13 protein-coding genes are annotated in these 19,725 nt (G+C 74.2%); 5 read left to right on the top strand and 8 right to left on the bottom strand.

Translation table 11 applies throughout. From position 1 onward, the window contains the following. Nucleotides 1-160 precede the first annotated feature (160 nt). Nucleotides 161-1,648, bottom strand: coding sequence for a DHA2 family efflux MFS transporter permease subunit (locus C8D89_RS08045; RefSeq protein ID WP_116707800.1), 1,488 nt, complete (start codon nucleotides 1,646-1,648; stop codon nucleotides 161-163). A 295-nt stretch (nucleotides 1,649-1,943) separates the two neighbouring features. On the opposite strand from C8D89_RS08045, the gene lgt reads away from it, so the two are divergent. The 3 genes from lgt to C8D89_RS08030 all read left to right on the top strand — a co-directional run bounded on the left by lgt (nucleotide 1,944) and on the right by C8D89_RS08030 (nucleotide 9,622). After that, nucleotides 1,944-3,101 carry a prolipoprotein diacylglyceryl transferase gene (gene lgt / locus C8D89_RS08040; protein WP_423716862.1) on the top strand — a complete coding sequence of 386 codons (1,158 nt, stop codon included), beginning with the start codon at nucleotides 1,944-1,946 and terminating at the stop codon, nucleotides 3,099-3,101. 271 nt (nucleotides 3,102-3,372) lie between these two features. Then, nucleotides 3,373-8,097: a glutamate synthase large subunit gene (gene gltB / locus C8D89_RS08035; RefSeq protein ID WP_116707581.1), complete on the top strand. Its 4,725-nt coding sequence runs from the start codon at nucleotides 3,373-3,375 to the stop codon at nucleotides 8,095-8,097. Beyond that, the gene (locus C8D89_RS08030) at nucleotides 8,090-9,622 is read left to right on the top strand and encodes a glutamate synthase subunit beta (protein WP_116707580.1); all 1,533 of its coding nucleotides are present in this window, start codon (nucleotides 8,090-8,092) and stop codon (nucleotides 9,620-9,622) included. Before gltB ends, C8D89_RS08030 begins: the two co-directional genes overlap by 8 nt. A 14-nt stretch (nucleotides 9,623-9,636) precedes the next feature. Here C8D89_RS08030 and C8D89_RS08025 read toward each other — a convergent pair whose 3' ends face one another. Further along, nucleotides 9,637-10,479, bottom strand: coding sequence for an alpha/beta fold hydrolase (locus tag C8D89_RS08025; protein ID WP_116707579.1), 843 nt, complete (start codon nucleotides 10,477-10,479; stop codon nucleotides 9,637-9,639). 97 nt (nucleotides 10,480-10,576) lie between these two features. Further along, on the bottom strand, nucleotides 10,577-11,383 hold the full coding sequence (locus C8D89_RS08020) for a peptidylprolyl isomerase (protein WP_116707798.1): 807 nt from the start codon (nucleotides 11,381-11,383) through the stop codon (nucleotides 10,577-10,579). A gap of 104 nt (nucleotides 11,384-11,487) precedes the next feature. Between C8D89_RS08020 and C8D89_RS08015 the strand changes: the two genes are divergently transcribed. Then, the gene (locus C8D89_RS08015) at nucleotides 11,488-12,180 is read left to right on the top strand and encodes an MBL fold metallo-hydrolase (protein WP_116707797.1); all 693 of its coding nucleotides are present in this window, start codon (nucleotides 11,488-11,490) and stop codon (nucleotides 12,178-12,180) included. After that, nucleotides 12,177-13,448: a histidine--tRNA ligase gene (gene hisS, locus C8D89_RS08010; RefSeq protein ID WP_116707578.1), complete on the top strand. Its 1,272-nt coding sequence runs from the start codon at nucleotides 12,177-12,179 to the stop codon at nucleotides 13,446-13,448. Before C8D89_RS08015 ends, hisS begins: the two co-directional genes overlap by 4 nt. A 191-nt stretch (nucleotides 13,449-13,639) precedes the next feature. Here the strand turns inward: hisS and C8D89_RS08005 are convergent, their stop codons facing one another. Genes C8D89_RS08005 through C8D89_RS07985 form a run of 5 tightly spaced genes read right to left on the bottom strand, consistent with a single transcriptional unit; the run spans nucleotide 13,640 to nucleotide 19,683 of the window. After that, nucleotides 13,640-14,503, bottom strand: a complete 864-nt coding sequence (locus C8D89_RS08005; protein ID WP_116707577.1) for an amidohydrolase family protein — start codon at nucleotides 14,501-14,503, stop codon at nucleotides 13,640-13,642. Then, nucleotides 14,503-15,381 (bottom strand): 3-hydroxyacyl-CoA dehydrogenase NAD-binding domain-containing protein, encoded by an 879-nt coding sequence (locus C8D89_RS08000; protein ID WP_207787120.1) that lies wholly within the window; start codon nucleotides 15,379-15,381, stop codon nucleotides 14,503-14,505. The genes C8D89_RS08005 and C8D89_RS08000 overlap by 1 nt, the downstream gene beginning before the upstream one ends. Continuing rightward, a complete protein-coding gene (locus C8D89_RS07995) occupies nucleotides 15,378-17,306 on the bottom strand; it encodes an acetoacetate--CoA ligase (RefSeq protein ID WP_116707576.1) in 1,929 nt (642 codons plus the stop codon). The genes C8D89_RS08000 and C8D89_RS07995 overlap by 4 nt, the downstream gene beginning before the upstream one ends. After that, nucleotides 17,306-18,148 (bottom strand): crotonase/enoyl-CoA hydratase family protein, encoded by an 843-nt coding sequence (locus tag C8D89_RS07990; protein ID WP_116707575.1) that lies wholly within the window; start codon nucleotides 18,146-18,148, stop codon nucleotides 17,306-17,308. The genes C8D89_RS07995 and C8D89_RS07990 overlap by 1 nt, the downstream gene beginning before the upstream one ends. Continuing rightward, complete coding sequence (locus tag C8D89_RS07985; protein ID WP_243417940.1) at nucleotides 18,145-19,683, bottom strand: acyl-CoA synthetase; 1,539 nt, start codon at nucleotides 19,681-19,683, stop codon at nucleotides 18,145-18,147. The genes C8D89_RS07990 and C8D89_RS07985 overlap by 4 nt, the downstream gene beginning before the upstream one ends. Nucleotides 19,684-19,725: the final 42 nt, after the last annotated feature.

Raw genomic sequence — 19,725 nt, 5'->3', positions numbered from 1 at the left:
GACGGCAGGCGCCGACACGGAAAGCGAACAGTTGCCGACCACATTCGACTCGTCGCCGGAGTACGTCTTCGGCCGTCCGCGGGAAACGGCGCGGGAATTGCTCACCGGCCGTGTCGGATCTGCCACGGACGGATTCCGCGGGCCGTACGGGTTCCGGCCCTCAGGCGGACGGGGGCCGCGGAGCGGTGCGGCTCGTCGGTGCCGGCGCCTGCTGCCCCGAGGTGCACGGCTGGTGGAGCCCGGGCAGGACGTGGGTCGGGACACGGGCGCCGCGGCTGATCGTGACGAAGGCGACCGCACCGCCGAGCACGCAGAGGACGGCCGAGACGAGCATGGCCCGCGCGAAGCCGGGGCCCAGCGGCCCGTCCCCGCTGCCGTCGAGGCCGACGGCCAACGGGAGGACGGCCACGGCGAGCAGGCTCGCGACGCGCGAGATGGCGTTGTTGGCCCCGGAGGCGGCGCCGACGCGCTCGGGCGGCACCGAGGCGAGGACCGTGGCGGTCAGGGGGGCCACGGTGACGGCCATCCCGAGACCGAACACGACGACGGCCGGGAGCACCGCGGTGACGTAGCCGGCGCCGGGCACGACCCGGACCAGCAGCGCGAGTCCGGCACCGGCCACGATCGGCCCGAGGGTCATGGGCCAGCGCGGTCCCACCCGTTGGGCGAGCGCGCCGACGCGGCCGGAGAGCAGCAACATGATCACGGTGAAGGGGAGGAACGCGAGCCCCGCGGCCAGCGCCGACCACCCCAGGGTCCGCTGCAGCTGCAGGGCGAGCAGGAACAGCGCGCCGCCGAGCGCGGTGTAGACGGCGAAGGTCACCAGGTTCGCGCCGGTGAACTGCGCGGAGCGGAACAACGACAGGGGGATCAGCGGAGCCGCGGCCCGCAGCTCGATCACCGGGAAGGCGGCCAGTGCCAGCACCCCGGCGACCGTGGCGCCGACCGTCACCACGTCCCAGCCGCGGACCGGGGCCTCGATGAGGCCGTAGACGACCCCGCCGAGGCCGATGGTGGCCGCGATCGCGCCGGCGACGTCGAGCGAGCCGGTCACCGAGGGGTCGCGGGTCTCGGGGACGTGGCGCGTCGTGACCGCGTACGCGGCGACGGCCAGCGGCACGTTGATGAGGAACACCCAGCGCCACGAGGCCGCGTCGACGAGCCAGCCGCCCAGGAACGGGCCCAGGGCGGCGGCGACACCGCTGAGCCCGGCCCACGTGCCGATCGCACGCCCGCGGTCCTCGTGCCGGATGACGGAGTCGATCAGCGCGAGGCTGCCGGGGATCAGCAGCGCGCCGCCGACGCCCTGCACGAGCCGACCGAGGATCAGCGCCTGCCCGCTCGGCGCGAGCCCGCACCCCAGCGAGGCGAGGGTGAACACGACCAGGCCGAGCAGGAAGACCCGGCGTCGCCCGTAGCGGTCGCCGAGTGCCCCGCCGAGCAGGAGCAGCGCGCTGAGCGTGAGCAGGTACCCGTCGAGCACCCACTGGAGGACCGAGAACCCTCCGCCGAGCTCGTCGCCGATCGCCGGCAGGGCGACGTTGACCACGGAGCCGTCGAGGAACGCGATCCCGGAGCCGAGGGCGGCGGCGACCACCAGCCAGCGACCGGCGGCCGACGAGAGCGGCACCGAGGGCGCGGCGGTCACGGCTCGCTCGCCACCCTGCCGCTCGTCACCGTGCACGGCGGGCCTCCCCGACGGTCGGACCACCCGCAGTGTGCCCCGTCCCCCGCCGGGACCGCGTCGACCGACCCGCTGAACGCGCCGCCGGCGCGACGACGCGGACAGCGGCACCCCTGCGCCGGGACGGATGCGTCGGGCACTCCCCGCGAGCACGCACTCACCGACGGCACGCCGACCCGCGCCGATCCGGACCGGCGCGGTCCGGGGCCGTCACACCGGGCGCTGACCGCCGGGCGATAGCGTGGAGGTCGTGCTCTCCGTGGTGCAGACAGCGCTCGTCCTGCCCGCTGCCCTGCCCGCTGCCCTGCCCACCTACCTGCCCAGCCCCCCGCAGGGCGTCTGGCAGGTCGGGCCGATCCCGCTGCGGGCTTACGCCCTGTGCATCATCGCCGGCATCGTCGTGGCGATCCTCTGGACCGAGCGACGTTTCGTCGCCCGTGGCGGGGAGCCCGGCACGGTCACCGACGTCGCCGTGTTCGCGGTCCCGTTCGGTCTCGTCGGTGGTCGGCTCTACCACGTCGCCACCGACTGGCCGACGTACTTCGGGCCGGGCGGGGACCCGGTGGCCGCGCTCTACATCTGGCAGGGCGGGCTCGGCATCTGGGGCGCGATCGCATTCGGGGGAGTCGGAGCCTGGATCGCCTGCCGGCGCCGCGGGGTGCCGCTGACGGCGTTCGCCGACGCGGCCGCGCCCGGCATCGTGACGGCGCAGGCCATCGGCCGGCTGGGCAACTGGTTCAACCAGGAGCTCTACGGCGCGCCCACCACGCTGCCCTGGGGTCTCGAGCTCTACCGCCGCGTCGACCCCGTGACGGGGGCGCCGGACAACCTGACCGGCGTCGCGGTGGACACCACGCCGATCGCGGTCGTGCACCCGACCTTCCTCTACGAGCTGCTCTGGAACCTCGCGGTCGCGGCGCTGGTCGTGTGGGCCGACCGCCGCTTCCGCCTGTCCCGCGGGCGGGCGTTCGCCCTCTACGTCGCCGGCTACACCGCAGGCCGCTTCGTCATCGAGCTGATGCGCACCGACCCGGCCACCCGGGTGTTCGGCGACGTGCGGATCAACGTGGTGGTCTCCGCGGTCGTCTTCCTGGGCGCCGTGGCCTACCTGTGGTGGGTCCGCGGGCCGCGCGAGGTGTTCGGCCGGGCCGCCGAGGCTCCCGACGGCGACTCGGGTTCGGCGGACGACGGTGGGGGTACGCCCGATCCCGTGGCACGCAACGGGAGTACCGGGGATCCGGACGAGGACCAGCGCTCGCAGAACGAGGCCGAGGTGCGCCTCACCGAGAGGTCGCCCGCCTCCGCGCCGGGCGGCAAGGGCGGTTCCGCGGATGCCAGCAGCGTCGACGCCGAGCCCGCCGACCCCCAGCAGGAGAACGACGTGCCGGCGGAGCCCCCGTCGGCCGCCAAGAACTGACGTCCCGAGAACTGACGTCCCGAGAACTGACGTCCCGAGAACTGACGTCCCGAGAACTGACGTCTCCGCCTCACCGGCGCACCCTGCCGCGGGCCGCCCGACCGTCTAGCATCGGTCGGGCACCGCGCAGGACGTCGGGGTCCCGCGCCGCCGGTCCTTGACCGATCCCGATCGCCGGGACCGCGCACGGATCCGCCGCGCACCCGTCCTGGGCCACCGTCGTCCCCGGGTCACCCCACCACCCGTCCGCGTGACGACGAGGAGGCACCGGATGGCTGTATCCCCTGCAGCTCCGACGCCGGGCCGGCAGGGTCTCTACGACCCCGCCTACGAACACGACGCCTGTGGTGTCGGCGCGGTCGCGCACGTCAAGGGAGAGCGCAGCCACGGCATCGTTGCCGACGCGCTCCACGTGCTGCACAACCTCGACCACCGCGGGGCGGCGGGCAGCGAGCCCACCACCGGCGACGGCGCCGGGATCATGGTGCAGGTCCCCGACGCCCTGATCCGGGCGACGGTCGACTTCGAGCTCCCCGCACCGGTCACCGGCCCCGGCGGCTCCGGACCCGACGGCCCCGATGGCCATGGCGATGGGCATGGCGATGGGCGTGGCGGTGGGCGTGGCGATGGGCATGGCGTGCCGGTCACCGAGCTGGCCTACGCCACCGGACTGGCCTTCCTGCCCGTCGACGAGGACGCCCACGCCAAGGCGGTGTCGTTGCTCGAGCGCGTCGTCGCCGAGGAGGGCCTCGTGGTCCTCGGCTGGCGCGACGTGCCCGTCGACCCCGAGGGCGCCGAGGTCGGCTCGGTGGCCCGCGGCGCCATGCCGCGGTTCGCCCAGATCGTCGTCGCGACCCCCGACCGTTCGGTCACGGGCATCGCGCTCGACCGGCTCGCCTGGATCGTGCGCAAGCGCGCCGAGCGCGACTCCCAGGAGGCGGGCTGCGGGCTCTACCTCGCGTCGCTGTCGAGCCGGACCATGACGTACAAGGGCATGCTGACCACCGACCAGCTGCCCCTGTTCTTCGGCGACCTGCGCGACGAGCGCCTGGTCAGCGCGATCGCGGTGGTGCACAGCCGCTTCTCCACCAACACGTTCCCGTCCTGGCCGCTGGCGCACCCGTACCGGTGCATGGCGCACAACGGCGAGATCAACACCATCCGCGGCAACCGCAACCGCATGCGGGCCCGCGAGGCGCTGCTCGGCACCGACCTCTTCCCCGGCGACCTGCAGCGGGCGATGCCGGTCTGCCCCGAGGACGCGTCCGACTCGGCGAGTTTCGACGAGGTCCTCGAGCTGCTCTCGCTCGGGGGCCGGCCGCTGCCGCACGCGGTGATGATGATGATGCCGGAGGCGTGGGAGAACCACGCCGAGATGCCGGCCGACCAGCGCGACTTCTACCGCTTCCACGCCACGCTCATGGAGCCCTGGGACGGCCCGGCCGCGGTGGTGTTCACCGACGGCACGCTCATGGGCGCCACCCTCGACCGCAACGGGCTGCGCCCGGCGCGGTGGTGGCAGCTCGCCGACGACCGCGTGGTGCTGGCCAGCGAGTCCGGCGTCCTCGACGTCGAGCCCGACCAGGTGCTCGCCAAGGGTCGCCTGCGGCCGGGGCGGATGTTCCTGGTCGACACGCGGCGCGGGGCGAGCGGAGCGACGGGGGAGGGTGCTGCGGCGATCGTCGACGACGACGCCTACAAGAGCGACCTCGCCGCCGCCGAGCCCTACGGCGAGTGGCTGCACGCGGGGCTGATCCGCCTCGACGAGCTGCCCGACCGCGAGCACGTGGTGCACACCCACGAGTCGGTGATGCGCCGCCAGCAGATGTTCGGCTACACCGAGGAGGAGCAGCGCATCCTCCTCGCACCGATGGCCACGACGGGCGCCGAGCCGCTGGGCTCGATGGGCACCGACACCCCCACCGCCGCGCTCTCGAGCCGGGCCCGGCTGCTCTACGACTACTTCGTCCAGCTCTTCGCCCAGGTCACCAACCCGCCGCTGGACGCCATCCGCGAGGAGCTCGTCACCTCGATGGCCCGGGCGATCGGCCCCGAGCAGAACCTGTTCCACCCCGGCCCCGCGTCGTGCCGCCAGGTCGTGCTTCCCGACCCGGTGATCGACAACGACGAGCTGGCCAAGCTCATCCACATCAACGACGACGGCGACATGCCGGGCTTCGCCGCCACGGTCCTCAGCGGCCTGTACCGGGTCGCCGGCGGCGAGGAGGCGTTGCGCGAGGCGCTCGACCGCGTGTGCCGGGAGGCGTCGGAGGCGATCGCGCACGGCAAGCGCATCCTCGTGCTCTCCGACCGCGACTCCGACGAGCAGTGGGCCCCGATCCCGGCGTTGCTGCTGGTCTCGGCCGTGCACCACCACCTGGTCGGCACCCGCGAGCGCACCCAGGTCGCGCTCGTCGCCGAGTGCGGCGACGCCCGCGAGGTCCACCACGTCGCACTGCTGCTGGGCTACGGGGCGGCGGCGGTGAACCCGTACCTGGCCTTCGAGTCGATCGAGGACATGATCGCGGGTGGGTGGCTGCAGGGCGTCGAGTGCGCCGAGGCGATCCAGCGCTACGTCGCGGCGCTGGTCAAGGGCGTCCGCAAGGTCATGTCCAAGATGGGCATCTCGACCGTCTCCGGCTACACCGCCGCCCAGGCGTTCGAGGCGCTGGGGCTCTCGCAGGAGTTCGTCGACGAGTTCTTCACCGGCACGTCGTCGAAGCTCGGCGGCGGTGGCCTGGACCTCGTGGCCCGCGAGACCGCGGAGCGGCACCGGCGGGCGTATCCGGACAACCCGGGGGAGCGCAAGCACCGCAAGCTCGAGGTCGGCGGCGAGTACGCCTACCGCCGGGAGGGCGAGCTGCACCTGTTCAGCCCCGAGACGGTGTTCCTGCTGCAGCACTCCACGCGGACCAGGCAGTGGGACGTGTTCAAGCGGTACACCGCGGAGGCCAACCGCCTGATCGAGTCGGGTGGCGCGCTGCGCGGCATGTTCCGGCTGCGCACCGAGCGGTGCACCCCGATCCCGCTCGAGCAGGTCGAGCCGGCCACCGAGATCGTCAAGCGCTTCGCGACCGGGGCGATGTCCTACGGCTCGATCTCCGCCGAGGCGCACACCGACCTCGCGATCGCCATGAACAACATCGGCGGCAAGTCCAACACCGGTGAGGGCGGCGAGGACCCGGTCCGGCTGTACGACCCGTCGAAGCGGTCGTCGATCAAGCAGGTCGCGTCCGGGCGCTTCGGCGTGACCAGCGAGTACCTGGTCAACGCCACGGACATCCAGATCAAGATGGCCCAGGGCGCGAAGCCGGGCGAGGGCGGCCAGCTGGCCGGCCAGAAGGTCTACCCCTGGATCGCGGAGGTGCGGTACTCGACGCCGGGAGTGGGGCTGATCTCCCCGCCCCCGCACCACGACATCTACTCCATCGAGGACCTCAAGCAGCTCGTCCACGACCTCAAGAACGCCAACGAGCACGCCCGGATCCACGTCAAGCTGGTGTCGTCGGTGGGCGTCGGCACGGTGGCCGCCGGGGTGGCGAAGGCCCACAGTGACGTGGTCCTGATCTCCGGGTGGGAGGGCGGCACCGGGGCCGCGCCGCTGACCTCGCTCAAGCACGCCGGCAGCCCGTGGGAGATCGGCCTGGCCGACACCCAGCAGACGCTGATGGTCAACGGGCTGCGCGACCGGATCACCGTCCAGGTCGACGGCCAGATGAAGACCGGCCGCGACGTCGTGATCGGTGCGCTGCTCGGCGCCGAGGAGTACGGCTTCTCCACCGCCCCGCTGGTGGTCAACGGCTGCATCATGATGCGCGTCTGCCACCTCGACACCTGCCCGGTGGGCGTGGCCACCCAGAACCCGGAGCTGCGCAGGCGGTACACGGGCAAGCCCGAGTTCGTCGAGAACTTCTTCTGGTTCGTCGCCGAGGAGGTCCGCGAGCACCTCGCCGAGCTGGGCTTCCGCTCGCTGGACGAGGCCATCGGGCACGCCGAGCTCATCGACGGCCGCGAGGCGGTCGAGAACTGGAAGGCCCGCGGCATCGACCTGACGCCGCTGTTCGCGGTCCCCGACGTGCCCGAGGGCGCGCCCACCGACCGCATCCGCACCCGCCCGCAGGACCACGGGCTCGACAAGGCGCTCGACCGGACGCTGATGCAGCTCGCGGAGGGCGCGCTGGCCGACGCGACCCCCGTGCGCCTGGAGATGCCGATCCGCAACGTCAACCGCACCGTCGGCACGCTCACCGGCGCCGAGGTCACGCGCCGCTACGGGCGCGAGGGGCTGCCCGACGACACGATCCACGTCGAGTTCCACGGCTCGGCCGGACAGTCGTTCGGCGCGTTCCTGCCGCCGGGGATGACCCTCGACCTCGTCGGCGACGCCAACGACTACCTGGCCAAGGGCCTCTCCGGCGGCCGGGTGATCGTGCGGCCCGACGACCGGGCCCCGTTCGCGGGCAGCGTCGACCGTCCTGGCTGCGACGAACGCCACGTCGTCGCCGGCAACGTCATCGCCTACGGGGCGACGGGCGGCGAGGTCTTCCTGCGCGGCCAGGTGGGCGAGCGGTTCTGCGTGCGCAACTCCGGCGCGCTGGCCGTGGTGGAGGGCACCGGCGACCACGCCTGCGAGTACATGACCGGTGGTCGGGTGGTCGTGCTCGGCTCCACCGGCCGCAATCTCGGCGCGGGCATGTCGGGCGGCATCGCCTTCGTGCTCGACCTGCCCGAGATCCGGGTCAACCAGGAGATGGTCGACCTGCAGGAGCTCTCCGACGACGACGCCGACTGGCTGCGGGCGGTCGTGGAACGCCACCGCGACCTCACGGGCTCGCCGCGGGCCGCGGCGCTGCTCGACGACTGGGCCGCGCAGGTCGGGCACTTCACCAAGGTCATGCCGCAGGACTTCCAGCGCGTCCTCGACGCGACCCAGCGGGCCCAGGCGGAGGGCCGCGACCCCGACGAGGTGATCATGGAGGTGGCGGCCGGTGGCTGATCCGCGCGGGTTCCTCAAGTACGAGCGGGAGGACAACCCCAAGCGCCCCATCGAGGAGCGGCGCACCGATTGGCACGAGCTCTACGCGCCGCTCACCGACCCCGCGGTCCGCGAGGGCACGATGGTCCAGGCCGCCCGGTGCATGGACTGCGGCATCCCGTTCTGCCACTCCGGCGGCGCCGGCTGCCCGCTCGGCAATCTCATCCCCGAGTGGAACGACCACGTCCGCCGCGGCGAGTGGGGCCGTGCCTCGGAGCGGCTGCACGCCACCAACAACTTCCCGGAGTTCACCGGCGCCCTGTGCCCGGCGCCGTGCGAGGCCGCGTGCGTCCTCTCGATCACCAGCCAGCCCGGGCCGGTCGCCATCAAGCGCGTCGAGTGGTCGATCGCCGAGAACGGCTGGGCCGACGGGCTCGTCGAGCCGCAGCCACCGTCGAACCACACCGGCAGGCGCGTCGCCGTCGTCGGCTCCGGCCCGGCCGGGCTCGCCGCCGCCCAGCAGCTCACGCGCGCCGGGCACGAGGTCACCGTCTACGAGCGCGACGACCGCCTCGGCGGGCTGATGCGCTACGGCATCCCCGAGTACAAGTTCGAGAAATGGGAGGTCGACCGGCGCCTCGAGCAGATGCGGGCCGAGGGCACCCGGTTCGTCGTCAACTGTGAGGTGGGCGGCGAGCCGGGTGGGCGGGACGGTGGCACTGTGCTGTCGGTCGAACGCCTGCGCGCCGAGTACGACGCCGTGGTGCTCGCGGTCGGCGCGCTGCAGGGGCGCGACGACCGGACGATCCCCGGGCGCGACCTCGACGGCATCCACCTGGCCATGGAGTACCTCGTGCCCGCCAACCGCGAGCAGGAGGGCGACGGGCCATCGCCGATCAACGCGCGGGGCAAGAACGTCGTGATCATCGGGGGCGGCGACACCGGCGCCGACTGCTACGGCACCGCCACCCGCCAGGGCGCGATCGGCGTGCACCAGCTCGACCAGTACCCGCCGCCCCCGAAGACACGCCAGGACTCGAGCTCGCCGTGGCCGACCTGGCCCTACGTGTTCCGCACCCCGCCGGCGCTGGAGGAGGGCGGCGAGCGGCTGTTCGCCACCGCCGTGCGCCGCTTCGTCGGCGACGAGCGCGGCCACGTGCGGGCGGTGGAGCTGTCGTCGGTGGAGGTGCGCCGCGACGCCGACGGACGCCGCGAGGTCGTGCCCACCTCCGAGGAGGTGCACGAGATGCCGTGCGACCTCGTGCTGTTCTCCATCGGCTTCACCGGTCCCGACGACATGCCGCTGCTGCCGCGGCTGGGGCTGGAGCGCAACCCCAAGGGCGCGATCGGCTGCGGCTCGGACTGGCAGACCGACGCGCCCGGCGTCTTCGTCTGCGGCGACGCCCACCGCGGGGCCTCGCTGATCGTCTGGGCCATCGCCGAGGGCCGCTCGGCCGCCGCCGCGGTCGACCGCTACCTCGACCCCGAGGGCAGCACCGACCTCCCCGCCCCCCTGCACCCCGGCGCCCTGCCCCTGAGCGCCTGACCGGCCCGCAGTTGCTAGGGCGCCGGTACGGCCTCGGTCCTGGACGAATCGGTGGCGACGGACGCCGTCACCTCGTCGACGAACGCGACCACGGCGTCGTGCACGGTGTCGCGGTCGTGCTCGTTGAGGACGTCGTGGAGGTCAGCGGGGAAGGTGACGACCCGGGCGTCGGGCAGCTGCGCCGCCGTCTGCCGCGAGTGCTCCACCGGCACGACCGGGTCCGCTTCGCCGTGCACGAGCAGCACCGGGACGCCCGGCCGCCCGTCGGCCAGCCCCGCGGCGATCTCCGGCCAGGTCTGCGTGACCGCGAGCAGCGTCTCGCGACGGAAGCCGCCGTGGTAGGTCAGCGGGTGGTGCATGAGCGCGTCGACGTACTCGGGGTGCGTGCTCAGCGCCTCGCGCGGGTCCTCGGCCGGGGTCTCCGGCTCGCCGGCCGCGAGCCACTCGTGGATCCACTCCTGCGGGCGCAGCGGCGCGCCGGAGAGCACGAGGGCGTCGGCGACCTCGGGCGAGCGCAACGCGAGCAGGGTGGTGGCCACCCCGCCTGCGGAGTGCCCGATCACGGTCAGCGGGACGCCGGGGTCCTCGTCACGGGCGATCCGGGCGAGAACCCGCGCGTCGTCGACGTAGATGTCCCACGTCGGGATCAGCGCGCGCTCGCCGTCGCTGCGGCCGTGGCCCACCGCGTCGAGGGCGTGCACGACCTGCCCGTGCGCCGTGAGCCGGCGCGCCAGGGCGTCGTAGAGCTCGAGGTACTCCCCGTAGCCGTGGAGCAGCACGACGGTTCCGCGGATCTCGCCGCTGGGACGCCACGTGTCGTGGAAGACGCGGCCGGCGGCACCGGTGAACGTGGGCATGACGGTGTCCTCTCGTCGGGTCCGCGCCGCTGGTCCGGCGCGGTGTCCCGACGGTCCCGGGGCCCGCTGTCAGATCGCTGCCGCTCCGCTGCCGACGTCAGGGTGCCGGCGCCTCGACCACGGCGCGCTGGATCTGCACCGGGATGCGCGGCGCCCCGCCGCCTGCCTGGTTCGAGCCGTCGTCGCCCCCGGCGGCGACGCGGTCGAGGACGTTCAGGCCCTCGGTCGCGATCCGCCCGATGACGGAGTACTCGGGCGGCAGCGCCGAGTCGCCGTAGACGAGGAAGAACTGGCTGCCCGTCGACCCCGGCTGCGCGCTCTTGGCCATGGCCACCAGCCCGCGCGCGTAGGTCGACGCCTGGCCCTCGGCGCCGGGGTACGGCGGCAGGTTCTGCGGCGGCTCCTCGGCGTACTGGTATCCGGGCCCGCCCGCGCCGGTCCCGGTCGGGTCCCCGCACTGGAGCACCTGCAGCCCCTGGCTGGTGACGAGCCGGGGGCACGGGGTGTCGTCGTAGAAGCCCTGCTCGGCGAGGCTCACCACCGCGTTGACCGCGCAGGGTGCCGACGCGCGGTCGAGGGTCATCGGGATCGCGCCCTGCGAGGTCTGCAGGGTGACGCCGACCGTACCGGTCGTCGGGGGATTCGGGTCGGGCGGAGTGTTGGGCTTGGCCGCGGGCTCCGCCGGGTTGTACTGGCACACCGCGGGGGCCGCGGCGGGTGGGGGCTCGTCGGAGCCCGACACGGCGAGGTAGATGCCCGCGGCGAGGGCGACCACCGCGACGACGGCGACGACCGAGATCAGCGTCAGGCGCTGCCGACGGCGCCGGGCCCGCTCGGCACGCCGCTCGATCTGGCGTTCCAGCTTGCGCTTGGCGGCCTTCCGGCGCTGCTCGTTCGTCGGCACGGCGGACATCGTAGGAACCGCGCCGCCGGAGCCGGGTGCGCCCCTCGACTAGGGTGGACGGGACCGAGCCGAGCGGCCGGACCGATGCCGAGGAGGACGAGGACGTGCTGGTCGAGGCCTTCGCGGCCGGGGTGTTCCAGACCAACTGCTACGTGGTCGCGCCCGGCCCCGGGGAGTCCTGCGTGGTCGTCGACCCCGGCCAGGACGCCGAGGAGGGGCTGCGCGAGGTCATCGCGCGCCACCGGCTCTCGCCGGTCGCCGTCCTGCTGACCCACGGGCACCTCGACCACATGTGGTCGGTGACGCCGGTGGGCGACGGCGACGACATCCCGGCCTGGATCCACCCCGAGGACCGCTCGATGCTCGCCGACCCGCTGGCCGGTGTCGGACCGATGGGCGCCCAGCTCGCGGCGATGTACCCGGGCCTGGAGTTCCGCGAGCCCCGCCACGTGCGCACCCTCGATGACGGCGCCGACCTCGAGCTCGCCGGCCTGCGCCTCTCCGTGGACCACACGCCGGGCCACACCCGTGGCTCCGTGGTGTTCCGCTCGGCCACCGAGGACGACCGTCCCTTCCTGCTCGCCGGCGACACGCTCTTCCAGGGCGGGATCGGGCGCACCGACCTGCCCGGCGGGTCGATGGACGAGATGATGGCCTCGCTCCGCGACAAGATCCTCAGCCTGCCCGACGACACCGCGGTGCTGCCGGGCCACGGTCCGATGACCACCGTTGGCCAGGAGCGGGACACCAACCCCTTCGTCCAGGGCCTGAGCCACGCCCCCGGACGCCACCTGTGACGGCCGTCCCGCCCGGGGGCTTCCGCGCCCCCAAGGGCATCCCCGAGTACGTCGGGCCCGAGTTCACCGCCGTCCGCGACACCCTCGTCCGCGAGGCCGACCGGGCGGGCTACGCCCACATCGAGCTGCCGGTCTTCGAGGAGACCGCCCTCTACGCCCGCGGCGTGGGGGAGTCGACCGACGTCGTGTCCAAGGAGATGTACTCGTTCGACGACCGCGGCGGCCGCTCGGTGACGCTGCGGCCCGAGGGCACCGCCGGCGTCGTGCGGTCGGTGATCGAGCACGGGCTGGACCGCGGCGGGCTGCCGGTCAAGCTGCGCTACGCCGGGCCGTTCTTCCGCTACGAGCGCCCGCAGGCCGGCCGGTTCCGCCAGCTCCAGCAGGTGGGCGTCGAGGCCATCGGCGTCGACGACCCGGCGCTGGACGCCGAGGTGCTCGCGGTCGCCGACGCCGGCTTCCGCGCGCTGGGCCTGCGCGGCTACCGCCTCGAGATCACGTCGCTGGGTGACGCGTCGACGCGGCCGCAGTACCGCGCGGAGCTGACGCGCTTCCTCGAGAAGCTGGACCTCGACGAGCCCACCCGCGAGCGTGCCCGGATCAACCCGCTGCGGGTGCTCGACGACAAGCGTCCCGAGGTCCGCGCGCAGCTCGAGGGCGCCCCGCTGATGGTCGACCACCTCTCCGACTCCGCGGCCGCCCACCACGCCGAGGTCAGGCGCCACCTCGACGCCCTGGGGGTCGCCTACGTCGAGAACCCGTGGATGGTGCGCGGTCTCGACTACTACACGAAGACGACCTTCGAGTTCGTCCACGACGGGCTCGGCTCGCAGTCGGGGATCGGCGGCGGCGGGCGTTACGACGGGCTGATGGCCGAGCTCGGGGGGCAGGACCTCTCCGGTGTCGGGTTCGGCATCGGCGTCGACCGCACGCTGCTCGCCTGCCGCGCCGAGGAGTCCGGGCAGGGGACGGCCGGGCGGGTCGAGGTGTTCGGCGTGCCGCTGGGCGAGGCGGCCCGCGACCGGCTCGTCACGATCGTCGGGCAGCTGCGCCGCGCCGGGGTGCGCGCCGACCTGGCCTACGGACACAAGGGGCTCAAGGGCGCGATGAAGGCGGCCGATCGGTCGGGGGCGCGCTACGCCCTCGTGCTCGGTGCCCGCGACCTCGAGGCCGGCGAGATCCAGCTCAAGGATCTGCTCGACGGCAGCCAGGGCGCCGTGGCCCTGAACGACGCCGTCGCCGCCGTGGACCGGGCCCTGCACGACGACTGATCGCCACGCGGGGACGGGCGTGCGTGTCGTGGGCCGGGCTCCGGTCGGCCGGGAGCGCGGGGACCTGGGGTCATGATCGCACCGGGTCCGACGACGGCCGCCCGGTCCCCGCCGGTCGGCCTCGACGCGATCTTCGGCGTAGGTCGCCCCGCCCCCACCGCAGGGCGGTGGCGTCCGCGGGGACCCGCGCGTCAGCGCAGCCCGAGCACCCGCACCGCGTTGTCCTTGAGGATCCTCGGGCGCACGTCGTCGGGGACGTCGAGGTCGGCGAAGGCCGCGAGCCAGCGGTCGGGCGTGATCACCGGGAAGTCCGAGCCGAAGAGCACCTTGTCGCGCAGCTGACGGCCCGCGGCCCGCACGAGCTGGGGCGGAAAGTACTTCGGCGACCAGCCGGAGAGGTCGATGAACACGTTGGCCTTGTGCGTCGCGATCGAGATCGCGGCGTCCTGCCAGGGCACCGACGGGTGCGCGAAGATCATGGCGAGGTCGGGGAAGTCGGCGGCGACGTCGTCGAGCAGCATCGGGTCGGAGTACCGCAGCTTGAGCCCGGCGCCGCCCGGCAGGCCCGCGCCGATGCCCGTCTGCCCGGTGTGGAACAGTGCCGGCACGCCGGCCTCGGTGATCGCGTCGTAGAGCGCGTAGTAGGCCGGGTCGTTCGGCGCGAAGCCCTGCAACGTGGGATGGAACTTGAACCCCCGCGCCCCGCGCTCGACCAGCGTCCGTACCCGGCGTACGGAGGCCCGGCCGCCGTGCGGGTCGACCGACCCGAACGGGATGAGCACGTCGGGGAACGCCGCGGCCCGGTCGACGATCTCCTCGCTCGACAGCGGCGGGTGCCCCGTGGCCGCGGGCGCATCGACGGTGAAGACGACCGCGGCCATCGACCGCTCGCGGTAGTGGGCGGCGATCGCCTCGACGGTCGGGGTGCGGTTCTGATCGCTGCGGAAGTACTGCGCCGACGCGTCGAGCAGCTCGTCGGTCAGCGCGTAGCAGCCGTGCGCGTCCTGCTCGACGTGGGTGTGGACGTCGATGGCGGTCAGGGCGTCGAGGTCCATCAGCGTTGCTCCTGCGATCGAGCGGTCAGGACGGCGCGGATCACCGCGTCGCGGCGGGCGAGCAGGTCGGCGGGGTCGGCGCCGTCCACCGCCTGTTGCACCTGCGTGACGAGGCGGTCGGCGAGCTCGGGGGTCATGGTCACGTCCCCCAGGTCGGCCCACAGCGCCTCGGTGCCCGGCCCGAGGTGTTCGAGCACGTGGGCGAGCCCGCCGGCGCCGCCGGAGAGGTGCTGGCCGGTGATCGGCCCGAGGGCGGCCCAGCGCAGGCCGGGGCCCTCGGTGATCGCGGTGTCGACGTCGGCGACGGTCGCGACACCGCGCGCGACCAGCGAGTACGCCTCGCGCCAGAGCGCCGCCTGCAGGCGGTTGGCGAGGTGGCCCGGGAGCTCGGCGCGCAGCCGCAGCGGGGTCCGGCCCACCGAGGCGTAGACCGCCGTCGCGGCGTCCACCGCCGCCGGCGACGTCGCCTCCCCGGGCACGACCTCCACGAGGGGCACGAGGTGCGGCGGGTTGAACGGGTGCCCGACCAGCACGCGCTCCGGGTGCTCGGGGGCGCCGCGGGCGAGGTCGGTGGGCCGCAGCATCGACGAGCTGCTCGCGATCACCACCTCGGGTCGCGTCGCACGGTCGAGCACGCCGAGCAGCGCGTGCTTGAACTCGAGGCGCTCGGGCCCGTTCTCCTGGACGAAGTCCGCGCCGGCGACCGCGGTGGCCGGGTCGTCGGTGAACGCCAGCCGCTCGGCCGCCCCGAGCTCGGCGCGCAGCCGGTCCTCGGCGCCGGGGGCGGGGTCGGTGGCGACGACGTCGTGGCCGTGGGCGAGGAACAGCCGCGCCCAGCTGGCCCCGATGACGCCGGTCCCGACGACGGCGACCCTCACGAGGTGCGCTCCGGGGCCAGCCCCACGAATGCGTCGAGGGCCGAGGCGTCGGCCAGCGAGTCGCGGGACGCGACGGTGTCGGGGTCGGCGCCGAGCAGGATGCGCTTGGCCGGCACCTCGAGCTTCTTCCCGGTCCGGGTGCGGGGCACCGCGGGCAGGCCGTGGACGTGGTCGGGCACGTGGCGGGGCGACAGCGCGGAGCGCAGCTCGGCGCGGATGCGCGCCACCAGCGCGTCGTCGACCTCGTGGCCCGGGGCGGGCACCACGAACAGCAGGAGCTCGCCGGGCCCGCCGGCGGGGTCCTCGAGGTGCACGACGAGGCTGTCGGCGATCTCGGGCATCTCCTCGACGACCGCGTAGAACTCGGCGGTACCCAACCGGACGCCACCCCGGTTCAACGTCGCGTCCGAGCGTCCGGAGACCACCACCGACCCCGTGGGGGAGAAGCGCACCCAGTCGCCGTGGCGCCAGACGCCGGGATAGGTGTCGAAGTAGGCGGCGTGCAGCCGCGAGCCGTCCTCGTCGCCCCAGAACGACAGCGGCATCGACGGCATGGGTTCCCGGATGACGAGCTCGCCGCGCTCGCCGACGACCGCGTTGCCGTCCTCGTCGAACGCGGCCGCGTCCACCCCGAGCTCGGGGCCCGAGATCTCGCCCTCGACGACCTCCTGCCACGGGCCGCCCTGGACGATCCCGGTGCACACGTCGGTGCCGCCGCTGCCGACGAGGAGCAGGACCTCCGGGCCGAACTCGGCGGCGACCCAGCGGTATCCCTCGGGCGGCAGCGGGCTGCCGGCGACGCAGACCTGGCGCAGCGACCGCAGGTCGTGGTCGCGTGCGGGGTGAAGGCCCTCGGCCCGGCAGGCCATGAGGAAGCCGGGGGAGGCGCCGAAGTGGGTCGCCCGGGCCGCCGCGGCGAGCCGCCACTGCCAGGCGAGGTCGGGGTGCAGCGGGTTGCCGTCGACGAGGATCAGCGCCGCGCCGTGCAGCAGCCCGGACACCAGCGCGTTCCACATCATCCAGGCGGTCGTCGTGAACCACAGCATCCGGTCGCCCGGCTGGACGTCCCACGCCAGGCCGTGGTTCTTGAGGTGCTCGACGGTGATCCCGCCGTGGCCGTGGACGATCGCCTTCGGCTTGCCGGTGGTGCCCGAGGAGAAGAGCACGACCAGCGGGTGGTCGAAGGGCACCGGGTCGTAGGCCGGCGCCGCGGGCTCGGCGAGCAGCTCCGACCACGTCACGGCGTCGGGGACCTCGCCGCGGCCGTAGGGCACCTCGACGACGTGGCGCAGGCTCGGGAGCGCGGCACGCAGCGCCGCGACCTCGCGCGTCCGGTCGATCGGCTTGTCGCCGTAGACGTAGCCACCGACCGCGAGCAGGACCGTCGGCTCGATCTGCGCGAACCGGTCGATGACGCTGCGCGCCCCGAACTCCGGCGCGCACGAGGCCCAGACCGCGCCGAGGCTCGCGGCCGCGAGGTGCGCGACCACGGTCTCGGGGATGTTCGGGGCGTAGGCGACGACCCGGTCGCCGCGGCGCACCCCGAGCCGCTGGAGCCCGGCCCGGGCGCGGGCGACGGCGTCACGCAGCTCGCCGCGGGTCCACTCCTGGGGTTCGCGCGTCTGGGAGTGGGCGATCAGGGCGGTGTCCCCGTCGGCGCCCGGCCCCTCGAGCGCCCGCTCCGCGTAGTTCAGCGTGGCGCCCGGGAACCACACCGCGCCCGGCATCTCGCGGCGCGCGAGCACCGCCCGCGGGGCGTCGTGGAATCCCGCGACGAAGAACGTGGCGATCGCGGACCAGAAGCCGTCGAGGTCGGTGACCGACCACCGGTGCAGGGCGTCGTAGTCGTCGAACCGCAGCCCGCGCTCGGCCTCGAGCCAGGCGACGAAGCGGGCGGTCACCGTGCCCTCGGGTGGAGGCGCCATCAGCGGACCTTCCCCGCGTGCCCGTCCAGGAAGGCCGACATGCGGTCCTGGGCGTCGGCGCTGCTCGAGGAGATGGCGGCCATGAGCGACTCCATGAGGTACCCCTCCTCGTCCCGCGCGGCCGCGATGCGGGGCAGGGCCTGCAGGACGGCGAACGTGCTCGTGGGCGGGTTGGCGGCGATGCGGTGGGCGAGCTCGAGCGCCTTCGGGAAGCCGCCGCCGGGCTCGGTGAGATAGGTGGAGATCCCGAGCTGCTGGCCCTCGTCGGCGTCGAGGACCCGACCGGTGAGCATCATGTCGGTCATGCGCGGCACGCCGATGAGCCGGGGGATCCGCACCGAGCCCCCGCCGCCGACGAACAGGCCGTGCCGGGCCTCGGGCAGCGCGTAGAAGGCGCCGGACTCGGCGACGCGGACGTGGGTGGCGGCGGCGAGCTCCAGCCCGCCGCCGACGACCGCCCCCTTGAGCACGCTGACGACGGGCAGGCGGCCGCGTTCCATGCGGTCGAAGACGCGGTGCCAGAAGCGCGAGTGCTCGACGCCGGCGACGGCGTCGGTGTCGCCGAGCTCGGCGAGGTCCAGCCCCGCGCTGAAGTGCTCGCCCTCCGCGTCGAGCACGACCGCGCGGACGTCGGACGGCGGGGCGGCGAAGAACGCCTCGAGGCCCAGGACGGTGGCGTCGTCGAGGGCGTTGCGCTTGGCGGGACGCGCCAGCCGCAGGATCGCGATCGGCCCCTCGCGCTGCAGGGTCAGCGACCGGGGCAGCAGGGCGGCCACCGCGTCGTCGGGTCGCGCCCCGCCGCTCTCGTCCCCGCTCTCGTCCCCGCTCACGGCCTCGCTCATCGGGCTCCTTCCCGGGCGGCGGCGGGCAGCGCACGCTCCCGCAGCTCGACCCGACGGATCTTGCCGGTGGCGTTGCGCGGCAGCGCCTCCACGGCGACCAGGTACTTCGGGATCTTGTGGCGCGCCAGGTGTGCCTCGAGGTGGGCGCGCACGGCGGCCTCGTCGAACGCCTGCCCGTCGCGGACCTGCACGTACGCGGCCCCGACCTCGCCCCAGCGCGCGTCGGGGACGCCGACCACCGCGGCGTCGGCGACCTCGTCGCGGCGCACGAGCACGGCCTCGACCTCGGCCGGGTAGATGTTCTCGCCGCCGGAGATGATCACGTCCTTGACGCGGTCGACGACCTCGGCCCAGCCGTCCTCGTCGACCCGCAGCACGTCACCGGTTCGGAACCAGTCGCCGTCGACGAACGCGGCCGCGGACTCCTCGGGGCGGCCCCAGTAGCCGGAGAAGACGTGGGGCCCGCGCACGAGGAGCTCGGCCGGTGTCCCGGGGAGCTCGTCGCGGGCGCCGTCGCGCAGCATCGCCGTGTCGGTGAAGAAATGCGGCACGCCGACCGAGACGGGACGGGCGGGGTCGCCCCCGCGCGGGACCATGCAGACCCCCGGCGACGCCTCGGTCATGCCGTAGCCCTGCTGGAGGCGCACGCCGCGGTCCAGCCAGGCCCGCGCCACGCGCTCCTGCACCGGGGAGCCGCCGTAGAGCACGGTGTGCAGCGTCCCGAGCTCGGCGGACTCCCAGCCGGGGTGCTCCACCATCATCTGCAGCATCGTCGGCACGGCCGAGAAGCTGGTGATCCCCGCGGCGCCGATGCGGGCGAGCACGGCGCCGGGGTCGAAGCGCGGCAGCGGCTCGACCGACCCGCCCTTGAGCAGGGTGGGCAACGTGATCTGGCCGAGGCCGACGCAGTGGAACAGCGGCGCGATGCACAGCGCGCGGTCGGTGCTCGCGACGTCGGTGTCGGCGAGCTGGTTGATCGTGTTCCAGGTGAGGTTGCCGTGGCTGAGCACCGCGGCCTTGGGGCGTCCGGTGGTGCCCGAGGTGTAGAGCAGCACCGCCGGGTCGTCGGGGGTCACCGCCGGAGGTGCCGCCAGCGGGGCGCCCGCCGTCGCGATCTCGTCGAACTCGCCGTCGGTGCGCAGCATGGGGCAGCTCGGCCCGGCCGCGGCGGCGAGCTCTGCGGCGTCGGGGCCCACGACCAGCAGCGCGGCGCCGGCGTCGCCGAGCATGTAGGCGATCTCGGCGGCGGCGAGCCGGTGGTTGAGCGGGACCACGACGGCCCCGAGCCGCCAGACGGCGAAGAACGTCTCGAGCACGGTGACGGCGTTGACCCCGAGCTGGGCGACGCGGTCGCCGGGCGCGACGCCGCGGGCGCGCAGACCCTCGGCCAGCCGGTCGACCCGGCGGGCCAGCTCGCCGTAGGTCACCGTGCGGTCGGGACCCACGAGCGCGGGACGGTGCGCGGCGGCACGGGCGCGTCGCTCGGGCCAGGACCCGAGACCCGGCACCATCGTGTGACGCGCGGTGGCGGTCATGGCACACTCCTCAGGATTATCAGGAAGCTTGATATTAGGTGG

The organism is Actinomycetospora cinnamomea (assembly GCF_003096675.1).
Lineage (GTDB): Bacteria > Actinomycetota > Actinomycetes > Mycobacteriales > Pseudonocardiaceae > Actinomycetospora > Actinomycetospora cinnamomea.
The sequence above is the reverse complement of the archived record's forward strand: the minus strand, read 5'-3'. Positions and strand labels throughout refer to the sequence as shown.